Genomic DNA, 26,543 nt, shown 5'->3' with positions numbered 1-26,543 from the left:
GGTTGTCTTCATCCGCTGTCTTGCTGCGTCGGTTGTTCGTAATCGGTCGCTGTGCATTTCGCCGGTCCTGCAACTGCGCGGCCCTGCCATTCTTTTCTTACGATAACTTCAGATCATGATCAACTATGTGACCCTGGCGGTCCTGCTTTTGAGCGGGGTGGCCCGGGCCCAAGACACGTTGTCCGTCCATCTCCGGCAGGCTGATAGCCTGTTCGTTGGGAGAAATCTGCTCGCACTGGCCGGGCGTTACCAGATTGAAGCCGCTCAGGCCGAGGTAATCCAGGCGGGTTTGTTCGACAATCCTACGATTACGGCAGAAATCAATGCCTACAACCCCGAACGGCGCCGGGCACTGGACGTTGGTAGGCAGGGGCAAAAATTCGTCGCCATCGAGCAACTGCTCTACACCGTCGGCAAACGCAACAAACGGATTGCCCTGGCGCAGGAGTCGGCGCACCTGACTGAGCTGGGATTTCGCGATCTGCTCCGGGCACTCCGTTTCGAGTTGCATACCCGGTTCTACGAAATGTACTTCCAGCAGAACACCCTGCGGCAATATGACCAGCAGCTTGCGATTTTGCAAAATACGGTCAATGCGTTTGAGGAGCAGTACCAGCGTAACAACGTTTCGCTGCTGGAACTCCTGCGGCTCAAGTCCCTGCTCTTTCAGCTTTCGAAAGACCGTACCGAAATACGATCCCAACTCCTGGATCAACAGCAGTTTTTGCAAACCCTGCTTTCAACGAATCAACCCATCCAGGCGCTGGCCGATGAGGCCGCTCTGGCACGGTTTCAGATGCCGGAACTCCCGTTGGATTCACTCCGGACGCTGGCTCTCCAAAACCGCCCGGATGTTCGCATCAGCGAATCGCTAACCCGGCAGGCCCAGCTCAACTACAATCTGCAAAAAGCGCTGGCCAGACCGGATGTGCGTGTCGGTGGCGTCTACGACCAGTCGTCCAATTACATCCAGAATTACACCGGGTTGTCGGTCTCGATGGATCTGCCGCTGTTCAACCGCAACCAGGGCGCCATTCGGGCGGCCAAAAGCCAGATCGGATACCAGCAACAACTGCAACAGCAGAAGACGATTCAGGTGGAAAACGAGGTGACGGCGGTTTGGCAAAAAATCCGCAACGCCGATCAGATGATCCGGTCGGTTGAAGGTCGTTTTGCGGAACAATTCGAAGAGCTGAACAAGGGCGTGCTCGCCAATTTCATGAAGCGAAATATCCCCCTCCTCGAATTTGTCGATCTCTTCGAAGCCTATACGGAAAACATCCGGGATCTAAACCGCCTGAAAACCGATCGTATGGCGGCTTACGAGGAATTTAACTACATCATGGGTACCAACCTGTCAAACTAATCAAATGAACAAAATCATCATCATCACCTTGCTGCTGGCGGCAGGGATGGGACTATTCAGTTGCGATACGCCACCGGTTGCCGAAGAAACGAAAGCCTTCATGCTATCGGATACGATGCTGAAACGCATTCGGCTTGACTCGGTTGTAAACCAGCCCGTTCGAAACGAATTGACGCTGGTGGGCCGCGTTGTGGCCGACGAAAACAAGGTCATCAAGGTGTTTCCGCTGGTGGGTGGCAACGTGGAAACCGTGCCGGTTGAATTGGGCGATTACGTTCGGAAAGGGCAAACGCTGGCGCTGATCCGATCCGGCGAAGTGGCCGATCTGGAACGGCAGATGATCCAGGCCCAGTCGGGATTGCTGGTCGCCCAGAAAAACCTGCGCATTGCTCAGGACCTGAACGAAAGCAAATTGAACGCCCAGCGTGATGTGGTTCAGGCACAAAACGAAGTCAGCCAGGCCGAAGCCGAACTGGCCCGGCTGCAGGAAGTCTTCCAGATTTATGGCCTGGGTAAAACCAGTAACTACACGGTAAAAGCCCCCATTTCCGGGTTCATCATCGAGAAAAACGTCAATCCCGGCCTGCAACTCCGGGCCGATAACGCAGACAATCTCTTCACCATTGGCGACATCAAGGACGTCTGGGTGATGGCGAACGTCAATGAAAGCGACATTGGCCGGGTCAAAACCGGGATGGCGGCCCAGATCGAAACGCTGAGTTATCCCGATGCGGTTTTTCGGGGCAAAGTGGATAAAATCTACAGCGTACTCGATGCCAACACCAAAGCCATGAGCGTGCGGATTCGGCTGGCCAATCCGGATTACAAGCTGAAACCGCAGATGCACGCGACCATCCGGCTGACGCTGGAGACGGGCCAGCAACTGGCAACCGTGCCGACCGATGCGGTTATTTTCGACCGCTCGAAAAATTACGTCGTCGTCTATCGCAACCGGAGCGATATGGAGGTCCGGGAGGTGTCTGTCCATAAAACGCTACGGGCCATCACCTACCTCGACGCGGGTCTGAAGCCCGGCGAAACCGTGGTTTCCAAGAATCAGATCCTGATTTACAACGCCCTGAACAACTAACTCATGAACCAGTTCATTCGGAATATAGTCGGTTTTTCGCTAAAAAACCGGTTTTTTATCTTTTTCATGACCGCCGGTCTGGTCATCGCCGGGGTGTTCAGTTACCTCAACACGCCCCTGGAAGCGTTCCCCGATGTCACCAATACGCAGATTATTGTGGTGACCGAATGGAACGGCCGGAGCGCTGAAGAAATCGAACGTTTCGTGACCGTTCCCATCGAAGTAGCCATGAATTCGGTGCAGAAAAAAACCAACGTCCGCTCCGTCACGATGTTTGGGTTGTCGGTCATCAAAATCATTTTTGAAGATGAGGTCGAAGACTTCTTCGCCCGACAACAGGTTAACAATCAACTCCGTAACATCGCATTGCCCGAGGGCGTCGAGCCGGATGTGCAGCCGCCTTATGGCCCAACGGGTGAAATTTACCGCTTCACACTGAAAAGCGACAAACGGGATAGCCGCGAACTGCTGACGGTTCACAACTGGGTGATCGACCGGCAGTTGCGGAGTGTTCCGGGCGTGGCCGATGTCGTGGCGTTTGGTGGTCGGCAGAAAATCTACGAACTGCGCGTCAACCCGACGCAACTGGCCAAATACGATCTGACACCATTGGAAGTGTACCAGGCCGTTACCCGCAGTAACATCAACGTCGGGGGCGATGTCATCGAAAAAAGCGGCCAGGCGTATGTGGTTCGCGGCATTGGCCTGTTAACGTCCATTCAGGACATCGGCAACATCATTATCGAGGAACTGAACGGCAACCCGGTTTTGGTCAAAAACGTCGCGGAGGTGGCCGAATCGCAGTTGCCACGCGTAGGCCAGGTAGGATTGGATGCCGATGACGACGTCGTGCAAGGCATCGTGGTGATGCGGAAGGGCGAAAATCCCAGTGAAGTGCTGGGGCGCGTGAAGGCCAAAATCGAGCAGTTGAATACACGGGTCTTGCCACCGGACGTCAAGCTGGTGACGTTTTACGACCGCGACAACCTGATCGAGTTCTGCACGCACACGGTTCTGCACAACCTGACCGAAGGCATCGTGCTGGTGACGGTGATGGTTTTTCTGTTCATGGCCGACTGGCGAACCACGCTCATCGTTTCGATCATCATTCCGCTGGCGTTGCTGTTTGCGTTTATGTGTCTGAAATTGAGGGGAATGTCCGCCAATCTACTCTCGATGGGAGCGGTCGATTTCGGGATCATCATCGACGGGGCCGTGGTGATGGTCGAGGGAATTTTTGTCACCCTCGATCATCAGGCGCACAAAGTCGGCATGGCCCGATTCAACAAACTGGCCAAATTAGGGCTCATCAAAAAAACCGGTGGCGAACTGGGCAAGGCCGTTTTCTTCTCCAAACTCATCATCATCACGGCCCTGCTGCCCATTTTCGCTTTCCAGAAAGTCGAGGGCAAAATGTTCTCACCGCTGGCCTGGACGCTCGGTTTTGCTTTGTTGGGTGCGTTGCTGTTTACGCTGACGCTGGTGCCGGTTTTGTGTTCCATTTTGCTGAAGAAGAACGTCCGCGAAAAGAACAACCCCATCGTCAATTTCTTCAACCGCATCGTCATGGCGGGTTTTGGCTGGTGCTACGTTCGTAAGAAGTTTAGCATCGTGGTCGCTTTGCTGCTGATGGGCGGCACCTTTTTCTCCGCCCGGTTTCTCGGAACAGAGTTTTTGCCGCAACTGAACGAGGGCGCACTGTGGGTTACGGCCGAGTTGCCCATGAGTCTGTCGCTGCCCGAAAGCGTGGAGATGGCCGGGCAGATCCGTCGCGATCTGAAGACGTTTCCGGAAGTCAATCAGGTGCTTTCGCAGGTGGGTCGGTCCAACGACGGTACCGATCCGAACGGTTTTTACTTCTGCCAGTTTCAGGTCGATCTGGCCCCCAAAGACAACTGGAAACGCAAGCTGTCGGTGGAAGAACTGACCGATGAAATGGACCGAAAACTGCGGAATTATCCGGGCATTGTCTACAATTATTCGCAGCCCATTATCGACAACGTGGCCGAAGCCGTCGCTGGTTACAAAGCCAGCAACGGCGTAAAAATCTTCGGGCCGGATATTTACAAGCTGGAAAAATACGCCGATCAGGTTCTGAACGCCATGAAAGATGTTGAAGGCGTCCGGGATCTGGGCGTGATCCGAAACGTCGGCCAACCGGAGATCAGCGTGTTGTTTCACGACCACAAAATGGCGTTGTACGGCGTTACCACGGCGGATGCGCAGGCGGTGATCGAGATGGCGATTGGTGGAAAAACCGCATCGGTTCTGTACGAAGGTGAACGCCGGTTCGACATTCGGGTCCGGTATCAGGACGAATACCGCCAGAGCGAAGAAGACATCATGAGTCTGATGGTGCCGACCCTGAAAGGCGGTCTGATTCCGCTGCGGGAAATCGCTTCGCTCAAGAAGCAAACCGGTCCGGCCTTTATCTATCGCGATATCAATCAGCGATTTATCGGCGTCAAGTTTTCGGTGCGAGGGCGTGATTTGGGCAGCACGATTGCCGAAGCCCAGAAAAAAGTCAATGCGGCCATCAACCCCGGCAAAGACTACTCGATGGAATGGGTTGGGGAATTTGAAAACCAGGTGCGGGCCACCGAGCGGCTGGCGCAGGTTGTTCCGATCAGTCTGGCGGCCATTTTCGTGATCTTATTCATCACCTTCGGCAACACCAAAGATGCGGGTCTGGTGTTGCTCAATGTTCCGTTTGCCCTGATTGGCGGTATTCTGGCGCTCCACGCGACGAGCATGAATTTCGGCATTTCGGCGGGGGTTGGCTTCATCGCTCTTTTTGGAATCTGCGTGCAAAATGGGGTGATTCTGATCTCGGTCTTCAACAAAAATCTACTGGCCCGAATGTCGCTGGACGAGGCCATTCGGGACGGGGTTCAGTCGCGCATACGCCCCGTCGTTATGACGGCACTGATGGCAGCCATCGGGCTGCTGCCAGCCGCACTTTCCACCGGAATTGGATCGGAAACCCAGAAACCGCTGGCGATTGTCGTCATCGGCGGGTTGATAACCGCCACCGTTTTGACGCTGCTGGTTTTTCCCATCATCTACCGGTTTTTCTACCGTCACCGGGTTCACCGGCTCCAGGATCTGGACGAATAATCAGGTCGGCCCTTCACTACATGACTTTCGCTTGCTGCCCCTCGAAGAAGTTTGGGGCAGCAAGCGAATCATAAGCAATCCGTTAGTTTTTTCACTTAAACACTTCGAAACATGAAATGCAATTCATTCATTTCCCGGTTAAAAATCCTTTTCAGCCTCCTGGCTCTAGCTACCATCAGTTTCAATTGCCAGGACAAAGCCGGTGCCGACTTAATTAATGAGGCTGCTCGTTCGGGGGTATCACTGGGGGCTTACAGTGGCTTCAAAACGGCGTTTCCCAGCGCCCAGTCGGTGACTTGGAATCGTCTTCAGGATCGAATTTGGGAGGCCCGTTTCACGGAAGGAGCCACTGCGAAAGTCGCTCTCCTCCAAACGAGCGGACTCGTAGTTGAACAGGGCGCGCTGCTCAGTCCGGACTCATTGTCGGCAACAACCCGCACGCATCTGAGCGAAACCTTTCCCGGAAGCAGCATCCACACGGTTTTGACGGACGCCAACGACGAAGCGAACAAGTCCTTGCGGGTCATCCTGCTGGATGCAACGAATGCTCGGATTTGGCGGGTTCTGTTCAACAGCGATGGAACCTTTCATTCCACAACAGAACTCTGACAAATGAACGCCAGGGTTAAAACGGATACCCAACGGCAACATTCAGGATCAAATTCTCCCGGCGCCAGGCTCGGTTGCCGGGAGCAATTTCGTCGGCAACCCACTGCTGCCCTTCCGGCAACCAGGGTTTGCGCAACGGAAACGCCAGGTCAAACCGGACGACAAAATATGACACATCCACCCGGAGACCCACTCCCGTGCCGACAGCCAGTTGTTTGTAAAAATCAGGTTTGAACTGCGTTCCGGTTCCATAGAACGTATTGTCGGAATACATCCAGACGTTACCAACGTCCAAAAACAAAGCCCCCTGGAGGTATTTATTGAATTTGGGGCGAAGTTCAGTATTGAATTCCAGTTTGATGTCACCCCCACCGTCCTGAAGCTGTACCGTACCATCCAGGTTTCGGGTGAAAATCCCGGGGCCAACCGCCCGGGGACGGAAGGCCCGCAAACTGTTGGCTCCCCCCACAAAGTATTGTTTCACAAAAGGTAGCTCATCCGAATTACCGTAGGGCACACCAAACCCACCGAAAAACCGGTTGGCCCAGGTCATGTTTTTCGATACTTTGAAAAAATGCCGACTGTCGACATCCATCCGGAAAAATTGTGAATACGGAACGTTAAAAATAGCTTCCCGTCCCTCTTCATTCGTTTTGCGGGTCAGCCACGAGGCCAGATTACCGGCGGGTTCGACATTCACACTCAACCGATACGTATAGGCTGAATTGGTCCGGGGCGATGAGCTCAGATTGTAGGTATACAGTGTGCTCAGAATGAGCTGTTCGGAACGCAAAATATTGATATACTGTTGCCGGGTGCTGGGGTCGTCTTCCAGTGCAAAGAATTTTTCGGTAAAGTTGGAAGGCAGCACGTAGTTAACGCTGATGGGCTGAAAAATATGCTCGGTTCGCGGACTGCTCCGCCACGAATAGCCAAACGTCGCCAGAAAGGAATTCAAGTGATACAATTCTCCCCGAACGATCAAATCGTACCCCAACGAAACAATCGTCTGGGGCAAAGCCTGCCCACGCTGGTAATATTTAATGGGAATTGGCGTAACCAAGCGGGGAAACGTCAGGCTGTTCTGAATACCGTATCGGTAATTGGCAACGCCCTGTCCGCGCGCGCCCACCTGAAATTCAATCCCGGCACTGGCACTGATGGTGAATAAATCAGACCGGCCAAATACGTTCCGGTTCCGCCAGTTCAGCGAAAGCTGGGAGCCCACCAGGTTATTGGAGCGGCTGGTGCCGGCAATCTCCAGACGGGCCGATTTCTTGGGATAAGGTGTCAGGTAATAATGTACGTCCAGCACTGCCGAGTCGCCCTGCTGATCCGGTTCAAACCGGTTGCGGACAAATTTGAACGAACCTACATTGATGAACCGCGACAACGTTTGATCCTGCGCCCGGCTGTTGTAGCGTCGTCCCGGCTGTAAGGCGATAATATCCCGAAATAACTTCGGATTATAGATTTCATCGGGATCGACAATATTCAGTTTTCCAAATTTGACAGCCTGCGTTTCTGACGTATCCTTTTGGGGAGTGTCCGAAGACAGGCTGTAGTTGGGATACACGTAAATATCCCGCACAGAGTACGGTAGCAAAGCCGCCGGGGGCGTTTCGGGCTTAATGGCCAGATAGAGACGGGTGCGGTGTTTTCCCAAAGCGCTGTCGGCCAAAACCGCGAGGTAGTCGGGCTGAAAGTAGAAAAAACCCTGACGCTGCAAAGCCTGCGTAATCCGTTCGCGTTCCAGCTTGATCAACTCAAACCGGTATGGATTGTCTTTCCGGAGCAAACTGCGTTTTCTGACTTCCACCATCGGTTTCCGCAATGACGTCGAATCCATCAGGAATGCGACCGAGTCGATGTGATAGCGTGGCTGCACCTGCACCTGATAAACCCCCGTGGCCTGATAACCTTCCTCTTTCAAACTACCCGAAACCGTCGATCGGAAATAGCCTTCATTTTCCAGGAAAGACATCCAGTTGGCGGAGTTGGACGATAGCGCATTGGCACTCGCAAAAACCGGCGGTTCACCAAGTTTACGTCGAAACCACGCCCGGAATCCCTTCTCTTTTTTGGGTTCGCCCATCACGTAATACAAGCCGACCTTATACGGATAGCCGAACAACCGCTTGTTGGGTGCCGGACGTGCCATTTCAGCCAGCGCCGTTTCAATCTGCTCTTTTTCGGTTTTGGAAACGGTCGAATCCACCTGAACCTTGATTTCCGTATCGACGTAGAGTTTCTCGCCGGGCGGAATATGCCTGGCGACGTGGCAACCCGTCAGAATCAGAAAAAACGATATGTATGCTAGACCATTTCTCATTGATTCACTTTTTCCTCCGGTTTTTTAAAGATTTCACTCAGCAGGTTGTAATCGACGGTGATGACAAAGCCAATACCGGTTTCAATCACATACCCTTCCAAAACCGCCTGGTAATCACTCTTGCGATACCCCCGCATCATGTAGCGGCCATCGCGGGTAATGTTGTAGTTCAGCGACAGGTTATCAAACACCTCGTTCGGATTCCGGTTAATTCCAGTATTGTTTTCCAGCACAAAATTCCGACCCACCGAAACCGTCAGACGGCCTTGCAGAAAACTGCGGGAAACGCCCACATTCAGATCCGTCCGGGAACCCACCTGGTTATTAGCAGCCGCCGACTGGCTCGACGAAAGCAGGTTGAAATCGACATCGAAGCCTTTCAGCAGACTGGAAGCAAACCGCTCCAACTGATCCGAAAGAATCTTGCTAACGCTGTTCCGGGCGATTTCTTCGGTATTGATGCCGCCACCGGATGAACTGGAAGATGTTTCGGCAATAAAACTCCCCAATACCATTAGCCCGAAAACCTGCTTGTTCAACTGCGACGGATCGTTCCGCAATTGCGTCAGCTTGGAATTGACCGCGTCAATCACCGTGCGGGAAGCCAGAAAATCTTCCTCCGGCATCACAATGTCGAAACTGATGTCGGGGGCCGCCAGACGGCCTTTCATTTTCAGCAGGACATTGAACGGTATTTTCTGTTTGGAAGCCGTCCGAAGTTGCTCGCTGGTTTCGTTGGCAATCAGGTTTGAAGGGACCGCCGTGGTCTGATAAACCGCCGTAATGTCAAGTTCAGCCCGGAGCGGGTCGCCGGTCCAGGTGATGTAACTTCCTTTCTGAATGGAGAATTTGCGTTTGAGGACCTGATACGTCAACGAATATTCTCCTTCGGTTACATCATACCGACCGAGCAACGAAATCGCCCCGCTCTGGCTCACGCCGACGTTCAGCCGGGCATTCCCTTTGATGCGCAGGTTGTCGCCGTTCAGTTCATCGACAATGACGGTTATTTCGGAGGTTTCGTTGGCTTCCAGGCTCAGATCGATCTGGGCGTTGCTCAACTCCTTGAACGCCCGGCTGCGCAGGGCCGTGTCGGGCCGGGCCACCACCAGGTATTTCCGCAACGCCAGGGTGTCATTGTGATCGATAAAGGTAACAATCTCGCGGGCTTCGTTTGCCGACGCCGTCTGATCAGGCAGCACCATCGTCACCTTGCTGTCATCCTCCAGCTTGATCGAGCCGCCGATGGTGGGGCTGGTGCCGCTCCCGCGAACGGTGAGGTCGGCGCTGATGGCCGCGTTTCCGTATGCCAGATCGTTGTCCTTCCGGGTCGCGTTTAACACCTGAAATTTCGTGGCATTGATGCGCAGGTTATAGGCCACATCCGGCAGTTTCCGGAGCGTTATGGTCCCGTTGGTCGTCAGGCTGCGGTTCAACGCGTCCCGAACGCTAAAATCCTGGAACGTGATCACCTTCTCGTTGAAACGAATGGTTTCCTTATCGATTTTATACGTAGCATTCAGATACGCTACGTTGAAAGCCAGTGAATCGAACGACATCGAACCGTTCATCCGGGGCTGGTCTGTCGAACCGGACACATCGACCTGCCCGCGCAAGCGGCCCGACGTCTGCCGCAACTGACCAAAGCTGAACGCTTCGATCGTCTGTGCGCTCAACTGTTCCAGGTTGATTTTGAAATCCAGGGCATTCGCCGGGTCCGACGCCTTGTAAAATCCCGTTACCCGCGCCCTATTTCCCGAACCCGTCAGGGCAATGTCGGTCGAAATCCGCTGATCCGTCGTGTTTTCAAAACTGGCGGTCAGATTTCCCAGCGGTTTTGCCATCACCTTCAGGCTATCGACGGTTACATTCCCGGTAAACGACAGATTGGTCATCACATTCCGCAGGATGACGTCGCCATTCAGCAAACCACCCGCCAGCGTGGTGTCCTGATTGGCCAGTTTCGCCATGTTCGTCAGATCGATGTTCTCCACTTTCACCTCCAGGGGCGCATTGGGTTGCGGAACGATGCTGTTGACCAGAATTTTCTGGGAACCGGTTTGGAGCAGAAATTTATCAGCTAGAATACCGTCCTCGCTGTATTGAATATAACCCGTCGTGTCGCTCGTCCAGCGCTGGTAGTTGGTCATCATCCCGTCCGGATTGAACCGGAACTGATAGGCGCGGTCGGCAACGCCCAGATTTCCTGACAGTGCATACCAGGCCCGGCCCGTCGAATCTTCCGAAATAATATCGAAGTGCAGGCGGTTTTTGATGGCTTCCCCGTTAAATCGGGTCACGTTCAGATCGACCTGAGCCGTGTGAACCGCATTGACCTGGCTCTGGATCAGCAAACGGTCATTGACCGCCTGAAGTCCCATCGTTACGGTTTGAAACCGCATGGTGTCGTACTCGATTGTGCCGGTTTTCAGCAAAGCCGACAGGGTGGTGTCTTTCGTATTGTCAATGTATGCTTTCAGGGTAACGGGGTCCATTTTGGTCAATGCGGGCACGAAAGCCGTCAGCAACGGGTGCTGGTTGACCGTCATATCGATATTAAAACCATAAGGCGGATTCACCGGCTTGTAGGTCAGGTCGGGTAGTTTGATGTATTTGCTGAATTCCCCCACGACAATATCGTACAGGCGGGTGTAGTCAAACTGACCGTCGAGCTTCAGAGTCGCGAAGGGAAGTTTGGCTTCCACAATTTTCCGAACGCCTTCCGGTGCCGCTTTGACGTAGAACGAATCCAGCGGATAGGTTTTGCCATTGAAACGCACAACCGTTTCCCGGGCCGTCAGTATGCCCACCGGATTGACCGGATCGGTGGACGCAAAATCAAACCGCATCCGGCCTTCGACGCTGAGCGGATCTTTGTAAAACTTCAGTGCCGTCACGTCCAGCTTTTCAATCACCAAACCGCCTTTCACGCTGGGATATTCTTCCAGCAAACCGACCACTGAATTCAGAGCCAGCTTGGCGTTCGGATCATCCAGCGTGCTTTTGGCCGTCAGGATACCCTTGTCCAGTTCGCCTTCAGCCGCAAAATTCTGGTAATTATACCCGTTCAGTTGGGCCTGCCGGACATTGAGCCGGAACGTGGTTCGCATGGTTTTGACGTCGATTCCCTGCCCATCGACGGTCGCATCGGCCGTAATGCTGCCGAGCATTGCCTGCTGATCCAGCCAGCGACCGGCTTCAAAATTCGCCAGGGCCAGGGTGCCCTTGTAAGCCTGATTTTTCCCGGCCACAAACCCCCGCACGTTTCCGTCGAAATCGACATTACCCCAATCGGTTTGCAGCGCGGAGTTGATGTTCAAATTATTGAGTTCGCCCTGAAACCGGCCCGTTAACCGAAGCTTCGGCGGAATATTGAACGAATCCGGCAACGTTCCTTTCGGTACCAACTGCTGAATATCGCGAAGCTGCGTTGAGCCTTCGGTCAAATTGATGTCCATCGCCATCCGGTTGACATCGGTCACGTTGCGCAGTCGGCCGCTGGCCCGCAGGCGGGTTCCCGACAACATATCGAGTTCAAACGTCGGAATGCTCAGATTGGCCAGCGTTCCCCGCATCAAGGTGTTGACCCGAATAACCGCCTGACGGTTTCCGGCAAAGGGCGCGGTGGTCGCCAGAAAAGGCGCCAGTTGCAAAATATCCGCCACCGCCAGCCGACTTTGTTTCAGATTGACCCGAATCCCTACACGCCCGGCTTCCTGCGGACGGCTGAGTTGCCCGATGGAATCATACCGCAGAATGAGTTGATCCCTGATGAGTGTCTGGGGCGTTTGAACCAGAAGCCGGTTGATCGACGTCAGCGTATCGCTGTAAACCACGTCAGCATCGAGTCGCTGGAGCGCAAATCCGCTTTGATCCCGGAAACGGCCCCCGCGAAACTTCCCGGAAATGACCTGCGGGCTGTATTGCAGCGTCTGCGCCGTCAGCGATAAATCCTGCAAATCGAGGTGGCCATAATCCAGACCGGTTTTCTGTTTAGGCTGGTTTTGATCGTCGAACCGGATGCGGTTTTTAGCCAGTGCCACCCGCCCGATGCTGGCCCGCCAGCCGCCCGAATCGTCGGCAGTGGTTGCCGTTGTCGACGTGGGCGGAGTCGTTTTTCCGGTAGGTTTGGTCAGGATGGCAGAAATATCCGAATTTTCAAGCTCCAGGGATTTGATGCCGATGCGCTGCCCGTCCAGATACAGATAATCGGCGTTCATCGCCAGCCGCCCGACCGAACCTTTGGTCTGGAAATCAGCCTCTTCCACTTTAACATCCCACCGCACCCGGGTCAGTTTCCAATTGCCCAATTTGAGGTCCATCGTATCACCCGGTGCTGATGTGTCAGGCGTTTCCGGGGTAGGAATTGCCGGATAAAGCCGTGTAGTGGCCACCAAACCGTCTATGCTGACATCACGAAGATGGTATTGGGATTTGTCTACGTTTGTTTTGTCAAAATTCGCCCGCAGCGTATCGACATAAGCGCCGACCTCCGCGCCCACCACATCATCCTTGTAGCGAATCCGAACGTCTTTCAGCGTAATACCGGACAAACTGATGTCCAGCGGGGCCGCCGTGGTGTCGACCGGCTGGGGTGGTCCGCCGGTGTCGAAGGCGTCGATGATGTATTGAAAATTGAAAGCCGTATCGGGCAGTGTGCGGTTCAGGTTCACGTTAACCTTCTCCAGTTCGATCTGGTTGAGCGCAATCCGGTTTTTTAGCAGGCCCATCATGTCGAGATCGACCCGAAGTTTCTGGCCCGCCAGAAGGGTATCACCTTGGGGAGTAATAAACAACACATCTTCCAACGCAACGTAATCCGGAATTTCGTAGGTAATCCGGCCAATTCGAAAAGGGCTTTTGATTTTTCCGGCCAGGTAGTTGTTGACCTGACGCGTCACAAACTCCTGGCCCCAGGTTGTCGTACCGATTACAACGAGGAACCCGATTACCAGAAAAATCAGTGCCAGTATGGCAAGAGAAAAAAACGTCAGAAATTTTTTCACATTCCTTGAATCAGTCACCGGATAACCAACCGCCTACCCTGTTTTCTGCCTTTGCTTCCTATTCAATACGTACTTTAGACGCCGAATGTTGAACGTGGAGTCATATTTGTACAAAAAAAATAATAGAGACGATGTCAATAATCCGGCCAATTTCCTTCTTCAATAAACCGTGCAGAAAGTGATTATGTTATAGTGATATTCGTTCTTGATTCTTTTTTACTTTGAAAAAACGCCTTTTGCAATTAAATAAGGGATGATCAGCCAGAGCAGGCCTTTAATGAGAAAGAAAAGAAAGCCCAGCCAGCCGACGCGCTTGAGCCATATTTTGAAACGGTTATTCATGGTGTGGCTATTCGTTTGATCAATACCGTTGCCGAAACCGGGAGTCCCTGAAAGCAATATTCCATCAAAGTTAGCGAACTGCCGATTTATTGAAAGCCGACGCTCCATTTTTGGTTCTTTTTCCGGATGTCAGCCCTTGTTCTGCGCTTTAGCTGCTCCACTGACTGCCATATTTTAAATTCTTTTAATTATAGATTTCACCCACAAAATACCATCTCTGTTAAAATAACACTACATTTGGTACAATTAAAGTTAGTCCTTGACGGTCATCATCCATTGGAACGCTTTACAGCCGCTGAGTATAAAAATCTTGCCCCCCAGGAGCTATGGCAACGCTTCAAAGCCGGCGACGAACTGGCTTTCGGCGAACTGGCTCAGGGGCATTACCGTAGCTTGTATAACTACGGTTCACGGCTGACTGCGGATTCGGAACTGGTTTGGGATACCATCCAGGATTTGTTGCTGGAATTGTGGGACCGGCGGGCTACGGTCAGCGATGCGGTTTTTGTCAAAACGTATTTGCTGAAAGCCCTGCGTTATAAGCTTTTAAAAGCTCTTCCCCACCATCCGTCGGTTCAGCTCGACGAACCGGAGCCTGCCCAGATGCCGTTTTCCGATTCCATCGAACAGAAAATTATCGATGACGAAAGCCAGACGGAGCAAACCCGCCTGTTACGCCAGCTCATGGCTTCCCTCTCCAAACGCCAGCAGGAAGTGCTCTACCTGCGGTTTTACCAGAATCTGGAAAACCACGAAATCGCCCTGATCATGGGGCTGGAGCGCCAAAGCGTCGCCAACCTGCTTCACCGAACCTTCAAGGAACTCCGCCACCAGTGGTCGTCCAGCCTGCTCGTGGTTTTGCTGGGAATGATCCGGTTATCGTAAATGAAAGCTCCTTCTACGGAGCCCGGTTTTGCCACCCTTCCCGGAGGGAGGGTCCATGTTGTAGCAACCGTGTCCGCCTACCGGACGGATGAGTCCCTGAGGGATGGGGCATTTCATGACTAGGCAATGGATTACCCGACGTTTTTTTGATGTTTCCTGCGTAAGACCAATCGCTTCACCGCTAAACGCGTAGCCAGTCCATTATTGAACTCTTCCCCAAAATAATTTTACTTTTTTTTGGGTATTGCTCCTCCCTCTCCGGCACTATGCAAGTAGAAGCCTTAGAATACTATTTTCTCAATGATTAATTACAGAACGTACGAAGCTGAAGACTTCCTGTTCGATGCGTCCTTCCGGCAGTGGACGGCGGAGTCGTCTCCGCAAGCCGCCCTTTTCTGGAACCGCTGGCTGGCCCAGAATCCCGACCGCGCCGACGTGGTTCGGCAGGCCCAGGAACTGGTTCGCGCGCTGGATGATCACTACCGCGACAATGCCACCGAAAACCGGCTGGCGGACGAGCTGAACCGGCTGGTTGGCAAGGCCGTCGAACACCGGGATGCGGAACTGGACGTGCCGGTTCTGCCGCTGGGGCAACGGCCGTGGTGGCGGTGGGCGGTGGCGGCTTCCGTTTTGCTGATCAGCCTCAGCACCTGGCTTTATGTGAACCGAGCCCCCAAACCGGCGGCCGCCCCCTACGAATACCTAACTAAAACCGTCACCATACCGCTGCAGGAAAAGGTCAATACCGGCTCCAAAGCGATCAATATTCTGCTCAGCGATGGCAGCGTCGTAACGCTGAATCCCAACAGCCGCCTGAGTTATCCCGAACGTTTCGACAACACAACCCGTACGGTGTACCTCAGCGGTGAAGCGTTTTTCGACGTGATGAAAAATCCGGCCAAACCGTTTTTGATTTATGCCAACCAAACGGTCACCAAAGTACTGGGAACCAGCTTTTTGGTTCGGGCATACACGAGCGAAAAAGACGTAACGGTAATGGTAAAAACCGGTCGGGTTTCGGTCTATTCACAGAAAGATTACGAACAGGCGCAGCAATCCGGTCTCCGGCGCGTCGAAGGAGTGGTGCTGACACCGAATCAACAGATGACGTATAATCTGGAAGAGAACAAGCTGGTAAAAGCCCTGGTGGCAAAACCGGCGGCATTGATCGCCAACCGGCCTAATCGCGAGCAGGTGTTTGAAGATGCGCCGGTGGACAAAGTGTTTGCCAGCATCGAGCGTACGTACGGCATCAAACTGCTTTTCGATGAGGAAGCGCTGGCCAACTGTCTCGTGAACCTGACCTTTAACGAAGAAAATTTGCTGGAACGGCTGGATGTCATTTGCCAGACCATCGGCGCGTCATATGAAGTGCTTGACGGCCAGATTGTGATCACCAGCAAAGGATGCCATTGAAGTAACTATTCCTAAACCCTATACATTTTAATACGTTTTACGCGGACCCCATCTCTATCCCTAATCCCATTTGCCTATGATTGAGTAACCCCCTTTCACAAAAAAGGTCAATGATGGTTCCAGCATCACTGACCCTAACAGACCCCTTTTTAAGCAACCTCATCCAGGATGAAGAAGGGTATTTTTTGTCTATTCGAAATCCCAAACAGCCAAAAAACAAGCAAAAGTATGAAAAAACTTCGACAACCGCTTAGCCTGTTGCGTAGCTTTATGAAATTGACTTTCTATCAGTTACTCCTGGCCGCGATCTTCACCGGGCTCGCTTTGGCCCGCCCCGTGGAAGCCCAGCGAATCATGGATCAGCGTGTCACGATCCAGGCCACCAACCTCCCGATGAAGGCGGTTTTGAACCAGTTGGGAAAACAGGCCGACGTCCGTTTTGCCTACCGCTCAGCCCTGGTTCAGTTGAATCAGCGCTTATCGTTCAATGCCAGCAACCAACCGCTGAGCGAGATTCTGGACAAATTACTGAAACCGCTGAGCCTGACGTATTATGTAAAAGGACGGCAGATCATTCTGAACCTGGAACCCCTGCCGGTTCCGTCGGCGGATGAGCTGTTGCGCAACCACGATGCCGCAGCGGTCGATCAGAACGTATCCGGAACGGTTTCGGACGAAGCCGGTGTGCGGCTACCGGGCGTCAGCGTGGTGGTGAAAGGCACCACCCGCGGAACCACAACGGACGGCAATGGACAATACCGCCTGACCATGCAGACGGGCGATGCGGTTCTGGTGTTCAGTTTTGTGGGCTATACTTCCCAGGAAATTGCCGTTGGAAACCGTACGGAGGTAAACGTCAGCCTATTAACCGACACAAAGAACCTCAGCGAAGTGGTCGTGGTCGGTTACGGTACCCAAAAACGGTCGGATCTAACCGGGTCGGTCTCGTCGGTCAAGGCGGAGGAAATCAAAAACCTGCCCGTCCGGAGCGTCAACGAAGCTTTGCAGGGCCGGGCTGCCGGGGTGCAGGTAACGAGACCAGATGGCACACCGGGCGGTGGTTCCGATATTGTCATCCGTGGCATTGGCTCCATTGGCGGTATGGCTCCTCTGTATATCGTGGATGGGATTCGGATGGGCGCGGGCAATAACTTCAACCTCCAGGATGTCGAATCCATCGAAGTGTTGAAAGACGCCAGTGCGGCTGCCATTTACGGCGCGCAGGCTGCGGGGGGCGTGGTGCTGGTGACGACGAAGCGCGGCACCAAAATGGACAAAATGAGCATCAACTTCAATGCGTATTACGGCGTTCGGCAACCCCGGAATCTGTATCAGATGCTGAACACGGCGGATTATATCAAGGCCAAACAAGCCTTCGGCGTCAACACGAGCGGATATGGTGATCCGGCGACCTTACCCAATACCGACTGGGCCGACGAAATTTATCAAAACGGGAAAGAACAGAGTTACTCGCTTTCGATGGCGGGAGCCTCCGCCAAAGCCAATTACTACCTCTCGGCCAACTACCAGCGCGAAGACGGCACGATCATCGATAACTCGTTTCAACGCTGGGGGATTCGGTCGAATGCCGATTTTAAGATCAACAAACGCCTGAAAATCGGCGAAACGCTGTTTGCCTGGCGAACGAGCACCAATCCGGCGCAAAGCACGACCTACCCGTTTCGCTCGGCTCCGCTGGTTGCCGTCCGCGACGAAACCAATCCGTTCGGCGGCTGGGCCAAAACCGGTTCGTTTTTTACGGGGCCAAACCTGGTCGGCTGGGAAGCGATCCATCACCGGCTCAGCGATCAATATGCCCTTGAAGGCAATATGTACCTTGATTGGGAAATCGTCAATGGGTTGAATTTTCGCTCGACATTCGGTGCCTCCATTTTCAGTGGCCGCGACTACACGTTCCGCGAAGCCCACGACTTTGGGGTGGTCCGGAACTCGCTCGCTTACCTGACCCGAACGCAAACGAACCAACGCAACCTGACGGGAAACTTCGTGTTGACCTACGACAAAACCATTGGTCAGCACGAGTTTAAAGCAATGGCAGGTTATGAAGCCTATCAGCAGGATCTGAGCAACCTGTCGGCCGAAGCACAGGGGTTTCAAATCGTTACGTATAACCTGGGTCTGAGCACCGACCCCAGCACCTACCGCGCCAGTGGTGGCGAATATCCCCAAACCCGTCTTTTGTCGCAGTTCGGCCGGATCAATTACACCTATGCCGGGAAATACCTGCTGACGGCCAACGTCCGCCGGGATGGTTCTGACCGGTTTGGTCCCGCCAACCGCTGGGGGGTATTCCCGTCGTTTTCGGTAGGCTGGAAAGTGACCGAAGAAGCGTTCATGCGGAATATCCCGGCCATCTCGAACCTCAAGCTCCGCGCCAGTTACGGCAAATTGGGCAGCACCAGCAACATCCCGCAGTTTACCTATCAGGCATCTTACGGCGGAACGGGTGGCACGAACATCCACGGTCTGCCGGACGGCAGCCGTTCCAAGGGCTATGCGCTGACCGCCCAGTTACCCAACGAAAACATCAAGTGGGAGGAAGTAAAACAGACGGACATCGGTGCCGACATCGGGCTGTTCAACAACCGCCTGAACGTAACCATCGACTGGTATAGCCGCCAGACCCAGGATATGATTTACCAGGTGCCGGTTCCCCGGTCAGCGGGTTTTGCTGCCTCTACGGTGTATACCAACATCGGCCAGATGAGCAACAAAGGGCTTGAACTCGCCATCGATTACCGGGGCAAAGTGGGGGCTTTTACCTACAGCGTTGCCGCCAATGCCGCTTTCAACAAAAACCTCGTCAAGCAACTGAGCGGGACGAACAACAACCCGATCAACGACGGTGCCGGGGGTGATTACCTCGAAAGTACCATTGCCCGGACGCAGGCCGGTTACGCCATGAGTCAGTATTTCGGGTATATCACGGAAGGGATTTTCCAAACAGATGCAGAAGTGGCTACGCTGAACCAGCAAGCCCGGGAAAAAGCAGCAGCAGCCGGTAAACCCACCACGGGCGTGGTGTATCAGGCCGCCGGAACCGGTGCCGGTGACCTGAAGTTCAGGGATGTGAACGGCGACGGAAGAATCACCATCGACGATAAAACCTACATTGGTAACCCCTGGCCCAAAATGACCTACGGTTTAACCCTGAATCTGGGCTGGAAGGGATTCGACGTGTCGGCTCTGTTTCAGGGTGTGCAGGGGCTGGACATTTACAATGCCAACCGCTACTACACGCAGTTTTTTGTGGGAGACTACAACACCACGGGCGATATTTTCCAGACCTCTTTCTTCAACGGAAATGGCCTGACCGACCGGCCGCGCGTTGGCTACCAGGATGCTTCCGGCAACTACGTTCGCGATCCGAATTCCAACTATACCCGCATCTCGGACTATTACGTGGAAAACGGTGCCTATCTGAAATTGCGCAATCTCCAGGTTGGTTATACGCTGCCGTCGGTGATCACCAACAAGATCAAAATGGGCAGCATCCGCATTTACATGCAGGGGCAAAACCTGATGACGCTGACGAAGTATTCGGGCCTGGACCCCGAGGTGATGGGACGCAACGGAACGACCGGACGCGGAATCGATGCGATCTATTCGTATCCGCGCACCACGCTCCTGTCGATGGGCATCGATGCCAGTTTCTAATTCTCCAGACCTTACTCAGTTGATACAACTATGTTTCATACGATGAAGCCATTTCTGAAAATAACCCTCTTTACGGCCCTGCTCGGTTTGGCCGGCTGTAAAGAAGATTTTATCGATGTGACCAATCCCGGTGCGCTTTCCACCAACAATTACCCCGGTTCGGTGACGGATCTGGAACAATTGCTGACCGGTGTCTACGGGACACAGCACTCCGCGGGCCTGTTCGGCCACAACATTTACGGGAAAGCCTATTACATGTGGGACCATACGGCCGACCTGAGCTGGCAGGGAACACCAACCTGGATTCAGCTCGGGCAGAACAACTCACAGCCCAACGACGGTTTTCTGTCGGAAACCTGGCGGGACACCTGGAAAGGCGTTCAGCGGGCCAATACGCTGCTGGTCAACATTGAAAAATACCGCCCCAAAGCAACTTCGCAAACCGATAAAGCGGCTATTGACCTGATGAAAGGTCAGGCCCTTTTCCTCCGCGCCTGGTATTATCAGTACCTGATCACGATCTGGGGAGAAGCCATGATCATCGACGGCCAGGGTGGCGACAAACTGGGCGTTCCCATCATCACCGAAGCGTCGACCAGCCTCGATCAGACGCAGGTCGAACGGGCCACGGTGAAGCAGGTCTGGGATTTTATCATCAGCGATCTGAAAGCTGCGGAGACGCTGCTGGCCGGCAAAACCTGGACGGGCGCGAACGATAAACACAAAATCAGCGGCTGGGCGGTTAAGGCAGCCCTCGGCAAAGCCTACGTCTACACCCAGGACTGGACCAACGCAAAAACCTCGCTGGCGGATGTGATCACCAACAGTGGCAAGTCGCTCGTTTCGTTTGATGTCTACAAAACCATGTTCAACGGCAAAAACGAATTCAATTCCGAATCGTTGCTGGAAATGAACCTGAACGTGGATATGACCGCCCGTGGCAACACGGAAACCTCAATGGGATCGAGCATTGGAATGGTTTTGGCCCCCACCTACGTGAGCGACAACAACCTGCCCGCGGCTTCGGCCTGGTCGAACGTGTTTCCGCACGCCAAAAATCTCACCCGGTTTGGCTTTAACGAAGGCCATTACTTCAAAGCCGGTACCACGCAACCGCTGGCCACCAACGTCGATCCGGCGTATATCACCCGCTCGGTGCTGGCGCGGCAGAACAAAACCGTGGACCCGCGCCTGTGGGTGTCATGCTGGCAGCCTTACGTGGATAGCATGACTGTAAGCGGCAAAAAACGACCAATTTCGCACTTCCTCGACATCAGCGAAATGGACATGGAAGCCTGGAGTTTCCGGAAATACCTGACGGTCGACGCTACCGAAACCGAAGTCAACATGGCCAATGGCAACAACATTCTGCTGCTGCGGTTAGCCGACGTGTATCTTCTGTATGCCGAAACGCTCATGCGTACCGGTGACAATGCCACGGCGCTGGAATACGTCAACAAGGTAAAACGGCGGGCTTACGGCTATCCGGTCAATACCGCGTCGCCGGTCGATTACAAAAGCCTGACCGATGCCACGAAAGCCACCGATGCGGTTCTTAAATCCGATCCGCTCAAGTACGAACGCTGGGCAGAATTGTTCGGCGAAGGCCACTGGTGGATCGATGTTCGTCGCTGGCAGTTGGGGGCACAGGAAGCGGCTTATTACCAGCGCATTCGGGGCGGAACCATTCAGTGGGAAGCCACCGATTACGCGCAGCCCATTCCCATCGACGAGATCAACTCGAACATCAATATGAAGCAAAATCCCGGGTATTGATCAATTCATTCAACCCTAACAGCTCTATTGTGCCGCCGAATGACCCCGGCGGGGTGTCCTGTTAATAGCCATCCGAATTATGATTTTATACAAGCTCCGGAGGAGCGTCCTGGATAGCGGTTTGGGATTTCAGGACGCTCCTCCGGAGCTTAAAACAATCGATCGATCCGCTATTGCTATTAACAGGACACCCCGCCGGGGTCATTCGGCGGCACAACAGAATCTATTGGGGTTAGTTTTGCTTATGAAAAAAATCGTCGTTTTTTTCGCCATTCTCCTCAGTTTCACCAGTACCACCCTCCTGCCACCGTTTCCGCAGGCGGAAATAACCAACGGGATCATCCGGGCGAAACTGTATCTGCCCGATTCGGTCAACGGGTATTATCAGGGTGTCCGGTTCGACTGGTCGGGCGTGATTGCCAGCCTGGACTATAAAGAGCATTCTTTTTTTGGTCAGTGGTTCGAGAAATACGATCCGAAAGGGCACGACGCCATCAGCGGCCCGGTCGAAGAATTTACGCCCATTGGCTACGACGAAGCCAAACCGGGGGACGATTTCCTGAAGATTGGCGTCGGTTCGCTGCGCAAAGCAAAGGACTCGCCCTACCGGTTTGCGACGCCGTACGCCACGGTCAATCCCGGAAAATGGGCCGTCAAAACTGGTCACGATGAAGTCGTTTTTACCCACGAACTGACCGATGCTGCGGGGTATTCGTATCGCTACCAGAAAACCGTGAAGCTTTTAAAAGGCAAACCGGTGCTGGTTCTGGAACACCGCCTGAAAAATACCGGAAAGAAAACCATTGAAACGACGGTGTATGACCACAACTTTTTCATGCTCGACAATCAGCAAACCGGGCCGGACATTTCGGTCACGTTTCCATTTGCCTTGCAGGTTAAACCGACACGGGGAATCGGCACCTTCGCCGATGTGCAGGGCAACCGGTTTACGTACCTAAAGGCGTTACCCAAAGGCGAAAGCACGCATTGCTACCTGACCGGTTTTGGCGACACGGCCAAAGACTATGATTTCCGCGTTGAAAACACCAGAACCGGGTCCGGCGTCCGGGTAGTCGGCGATCAGCCCATTGTACAACTGGCCTTCTGGTCGATTCACACCACGGTGTGTCCCGAGCCTTACATCAAAATCAAAGCCGATCCGGGTCAGACGTTCAGGTGGAAAATTTCGTACGACTTTTATACACTGCCCAAAACCGCATCGACTCACTAATCCATCTTTTTTCTGGATACCATCATGAAGTATGCGCTACAAAGTACAGTGCTGGGGCTATTGATTTTGGGCATTTCGGCCAAAGCTCCAAATTGGGAAGGGAGCGACACCAACCCGCCAACGAACCAGGACTGGCCCTATTATGGTGGCAATAAGGCCGGAAACCGCTATTCATCTCTGAGCCAGATTAATCTTCAAAACGTAAAAAACCTCAAAGTAGCCTGGACCTTCGACGCGGCTGGTGCCGATGGCCAAGCCGGAAGACCGCTCGAAATTCAATGCCAGCCCATTGTCATTAACGGGATTCTCTATGGTCTGACGCCCATGCTCAAGGTTTTTGCGGTCGATGCCGGAACGGGCAAACAACGCTGGCTTTTCGATCCGTTCAAAAACAAATCACCCCGGTTTAACCAGAGCCGGGGCGTTATGTATTGGGAAAGCCGCGACGGCGGACCGGGCACCGACAAACGCATTCTGTATTCCGCCGGTTCTACGCTGTATGCGCTCAATGCACTGACGGGCGAACCCGTTGCCGGTTTTGGCCAAAACGGCGAAGTCGATTTGCGGGAAGGCCTGCAAGACGAATCGAAACGGGATCTGAGCAAACTGTCGGTGACCTCCACGACGCCGGGCGTTATTTACAAAGACATTCTGGTGCTGGGGTCGGCGGTTTCGGAACAGGGAGACGCGGCACCGGGCCACGTTCGGGGCTTCGACATCCGGACGGGAAAAGTGCGGTGGGTTTTTCACACCATTCCGCAACCGGGCGAAAAAGGCTACGAAACCTGGCCCAAGGACGCCTACAAACGCATTGGTGGGGCCAACAACTGGGCCGGCATGGTGCTCGACGAAAAGCGCGGCACGGTGTATTTCGGAACGGGTTCGCCTTCGGTCGATTTCTACGGCGGTATTCGGGCCGGGCAGAATCTCTACTCCGATTGCATTCTGGCACTAAATGCCGAAACCGGCAACATGCAGTGGTTTTACCAGACGATTCACCACGACCTGTGGGACCGCGATCTGCCCTGTCCGCCCAACCTGGTGACGGTGAAGCACAACGGAAAAACCGTCGATGCCGTAGCCCAGACGACCAAAGACGGTCTGGTGTACGTCCTGAACCGCGATACCGGCGAGTCGCTTTTCCCGGTGGAAGAACGGCAGGTTCCGACTTCGCCCGCCCTGCCCGGCGAGGTTCCGTGGCCGACGCAAAAATTTCCGACGAAACCCGCCCCTTTCGCCCGGCAGGTTTTCACCGAAGCCGACATTACCAATCGGACCCCCGAAGCGCATGCGTTCGTCAAAGCGAAGTTTCTGAAAACCCGTTCCGGTGACAAATTCATGCCGCCCAGCCTGGAAGGAACGCTGTTTTTCGGCATTGGGGGTGGCGCCGAATGGGGTGGAAACGCCAGCGATCCACAGGGAATTCTGTACCAGAATTCGAACGAAATGGTCTGGGATTTGAGAATGTCGGATCTGGCGGCCCGAAATGCCGAGATTGCTTCGAAAGGAAAAACGCTGTATCAGGCCAATTGCATGGCTTGCCACGGTCCCGACCGCAAAGGCAGCGGACAGGAATATCCCAGCCTGATCGATCTGGGCAAGCGGCTTTCGGGTCAGGAAATCAATGCGGTTTTACGATCCGGCCGGGGTCGGATGCCCTCGTTCCAGCACCTTTCCGATCAGGACCGTTTCACGCTCGTCCGCTATTTGCTCAATGCCGATACCAAAACGCCGGAACCCAAACCGGCCGAAAGTCAGGATCAGCACAACGCACCGGTTTTGACCGGAACCAACGAAAAAGTAGATTTCCCCTATATTCCGCCTTACATCAACAATGGCTACACCCGGTTTTTTGATCCAGACGGTTATCCGGCCGTCAAACCGCCCTGGGGAACGCTAAACGCCATCGATTTGAATACCGGTGAATACCTGTGGCGGGTTCCGCTGGGCGAATTTCCGGAGTTAACGAAAAAAGGCGTGCCGATTACGGGTACCGAAAATTACGGCGGACCGATCGTTACGGCAGGGGGTCTGGTCTTTATTGCCGGTACCAAAGACGAACGAATCCGGGCTTTTGATAAAAAAACCGGCAAAGTCGTCTGGGAATACCAGCTTCCGGCGGGTGGCTTTGCCACGCCGATCACGTACCAGGTCGGCCAGAAACAATACGTGGTCATTGCCGCCGGCGGGGTCAAAAACGGCCATAAACCGGGTGGTTCGTACATTGCTTTTGCCTTGCCTTAAACCTATTCACAACTTGCATCTAAACCCTTATCTGTACCCATGGAAAAAAACGAAAACTTCGCCGAAATGAACAGCCGTCGCGAGACGTTGAAAAAAATAGGTTTCGGTTCCTCAGCCGGTTTGCTGGGCTTGTTTGGGGGAATGTCGACCGCCGAAGCCCGCGAACGGCAAGGCACACCTTCCTACGCCAAAGCGATGGCGCCGGTCAAAATCAAATCGGTGAAAGCCATCGCCACAGCCCCGCAGGGTTCCAACCTCATCGTCGTCAAAGTCGAAACGACCGAACCCGGTTTATACGGTTTGGGCTGCGCGACGTTCACCCAGCGGGCGGCCGTGGTCATCGTCGCCATCAATACGTACCTGAATGAATTCTGTGTGGGAAAAGATGTGGATAACATCGAAGACATGTGGCAGGCGGCTTATGTCAGCTCCTACTGGCGCAACGGCCCGGTTCTGAACAACGCCCTTTCGGGACTCGATCAGGCGTTGTGGGACATCAAAGGCAAACGGGCCAACATGCCGGTGTACCAGTTGCTGGGCGGAAAAGCGCGGTTTGCGATTCCGTGTTATACCCACGCGGGCGGCAACACGCCCGAAGCGGCTGCCGACAGCGTGAAAAAATTCATGGAGCAGGGATTTCAGTACATCCGCATTCAGCAGGGTGGCTACGGGGCGGTTGGGGCCAATTCGGCAACGCCCGATTTCAAAGCCGCCGGTTTTGGCGGTGCCACCGACAATTACATGAACGAGCGGATGTACCTGAAATCGGTTCCGAAAATGTTCGAGGTCGTTCGGAAACAGTGCGGTGACGAAATTGAATTGCTGCACGACATCCACGAGCGGGTGCAACCCATCGACGCCATCAACATGATCAAGCAGGTGGAAGAATACCGTCCGTTTTTCATCGAAGATCCGTTTTCGCCCGAAAACATGAAGTGGTTTGCGCAACTGCGTCAGGCGACGTCGGTGCCGATTGCGATGGGTGAGCTGTTCAACAACATCAACGAATTCAAAGAGCCGATGGTGAACCAGTGGTTCGATTTCATCCGGATTCACGTTTCGCAGATCGGCGGTATTACACCCGCCATGAAAGTGGCGCGGCTGGGCGAATGGTTCAACGTTCGGACGGCCTGGCACGGCCCGGGCGACGTGTCGCCGGTCGGTCACGCGGCTCATGCGCACATTGACCTGGCAGTCTGGAACTTCGGAATTCAGGAAGCGGTGCAGTTTTCGGACAAAATGAAAGAGGTTTTCAGTGGTTGTCCCACGATGAACAAAGGCTATATGTCGGTCAACGAAGTGCCGGGTCTGGGCGTCGACATCAACGAGAAGGAAGCGGCTAAATACCCCATCGGCACGAAATCGAACTGGCAGGTCCGGAAAATTGACGGCACCATCATCCGGCCGTAAAAAGAGTAAGTTGACAGGCCAAATTTCTTTTTGAAAGGACC

Annotated in this window: 14 protein-coding genes; 11 read left to right on the top strand and 3 right to left on the bottom strand. The window is 53.8% G+C overall.

Annotated elements, in window-relative coordinates; translation table 11 throughout:
• Window positions 1-115 precede the first annotated feature (115 nt).
• From FH871_RS19690 to FH871_RS19675, 4 genes are all read left to right on the top strand, one after another.
• On the top strand, window positions 116-1,366 hold the full coding sequence (locus FH871_RS19690; RefSeq protein ID WP_138993090.1) for a TolC family protein: 1,251 nt from the start codon (window positions 116-118) through the stop codon (window positions 1,364-1,366).
• A 46-nt stretch (window positions 1,367-1,412) separates the two neighbouring features.
• Window positions 1,413-2,456: an efflux RND transporter periplasmic adaptor subunit gene (locus FH871_RS19685; RefSeq protein WP_229317416.1), complete on the top strand. Its 1,044-nt coding sequence runs from the start codon at window positions 1,413-1,415 to the stop codon at window positions 2,454-2,456.
• A 3-nt stretch (window positions 2,457-2,459) separates the two neighbouring features.
• A complete protein-coding gene (locus tag FH871_RS19680) occupies window positions 2,460-5,573 on the top strand; it encodes an efflux RND transporter permease subunit (RefSeq protein WP_138993088.1) in 3,114 nt (1,037 codons plus the stop codon).
• A gap of 111 nt (window positions 5,574-5,684) precedes the next feature.
• Window positions 5,685-6,182, top strand: a complete 498-nt coding sequence (locus tag FH871_RS19675) for a hypothetical protein (protein ID WP_138993087.1) — start codon at window positions 5,685-5,687, stop codon at window positions 6,180-6,182.
• Window positions 6,183-6,198: 16 nt separating this feature from the next.
• Here the strand turns inward: FH871_RS19675 and FH871_RS19670 are convergent, their stop codons facing one another.
• The 3 genes from FH871_RS19670 to FH871_RS19660 form a co-directional block, all read right to left on the bottom strand.
• On the bottom strand, window positions 6,199-8,514 hold the full coding sequence (locus FH871_RS19670) for a BamA/TamA family outer membrane protein (protein ID WP_138993086.1): 2,316 nt from the start codon (window positions 8,512-8,514) through the stop codon (window positions 6,199-6,201).
• Window positions 8,511-13,520: a translocation/assembly module TamB domain-containing protein gene (locus FH871_RS19665; protein ID WP_229317407.1), complete on the bottom strand. Its 5,010-nt coding sequence runs from the start codon at window positions 13,518-13,520 to the stop codon at window positions 8,511-8,513. Before FH871_RS19665 ends, FH871_RS19670 begins: the two co-directional genes overlap by 4 nt.
• A 216-nt stretch (window positions 13,521-13,736) precedes the next feature.
• Entirely contained in the window at window positions 13,737-13,970 is a 234-nt protein-coding gene (locus FH871_RS19660; protein ID WP_138993085.1) for a hypothetical protein, read from the bottom strand.
• A 168-nt stretch (window positions 13,971-14,138) separates the two neighbouring features.
• On the opposite strand from FH871_RS19660, the gene FH871_RS19655 reads away from it, so the two are divergent.
• The 7 genes from FH871_RS19655 (at window position 14,139) to FH871_RS19625 (ending at window position 26,502) form a co-directional block, all read left to right on the top strand.
• On the top strand, window positions 14,139-14,747 hold the full coding sequence (locus FH871_RS19655) for an RNA polymerase sigma factor (protein WP_229317405.1): 609 nt from the start codon (window positions 14,139-14,141) through the stop codon (window positions 14,745-14,747).
• A gap of 300 nt (window positions 14,748-15,047) precedes the next feature.
• On the top strand, window positions 15,048-16,163 hold the full coding sequence (locus tag FH871_RS19650; RefSeq protein ID WP_138993083.1) for a FecR family protein: 1,116 nt from the start codon (window positions 15,048-15,050) through the stop codon (window positions 16,161-16,163).
• A 228-nt stretch (window positions 16,164-16,391) separates the two neighbouring features.
• Window positions 16,392-19,841 (top strand): TonB-dependent receptor, encoded by a 3,450-nt coding sequence (locus FH871_RS19645; protein ID WP_138993082.1) that lies wholly within the window; start codon window positions 16,392-16,394, stop codon window positions 19,839-19,841.
• A 42-nt stretch (window positions 19,842-19,883) separates the two neighbouring features.
• Complete coding sequence (locus FH871_RS19640) at window positions 19,884-21,617, top strand: RagB/SusD family nutrient uptake outer membrane protein (RefSeq protein ID WP_138993081.1); 1,734 nt, start codon at window positions 19,884-19,886, stop codon at window positions 21,615-21,617.
• Window positions 21,618-21,861: 244 nt separating this feature from the next.
• Entirely contained in the window at window positions 21,862-22,848 is a 987-nt protein-coding gene (locus FH871_RS19635) for a hypothetical protein (RefSeq protein WP_138993080.1), read from the top strand.
• A 24-nt stretch (window positions 22,849-22,872) separates the two neighbouring features.
• Window positions 22,873-25,092 carry a pyrroloquinoline quinone-dependent dehydrogenase gene (locus FH871_RS19630; protein ID WP_138993079.1) on the top strand — a complete coding sequence of 740 codons (2,220 nt, stop codon included), beginning with the start codon at window positions 22,873-22,875 and terminating at the stop codon, window positions 25,090-25,092.
• Between the two features lie 39 nt (window positions 25,093-25,131).
• Complete coding sequence (locus tag FH871_RS19625; RefSeq protein WP_229317402.1) at window positions 25,132-26,502, top strand: enolase C-terminal domain-like protein; 1,371 nt, start codon at window positions 25,132-25,134, stop codon at window positions 26,500-26,502.
• Window positions 26,503-26,543: the final 41 nt, after the last annotated feature.

Origin of the sequence: Larkinella sp. C7, assembly GCF_006149005.1 — a bacterium.
Taxonomy (GTDB): domain Bacteria; phylum Bacteroidota; class Bacteroidia; order Cytophagales; family Spirosomataceae; genus Larkinella.
The sequence above is the reverse complement of the archived record's forward strand: the minus strand, read 5'-3'. Positions and strand labels throughout refer to the sequence as shown.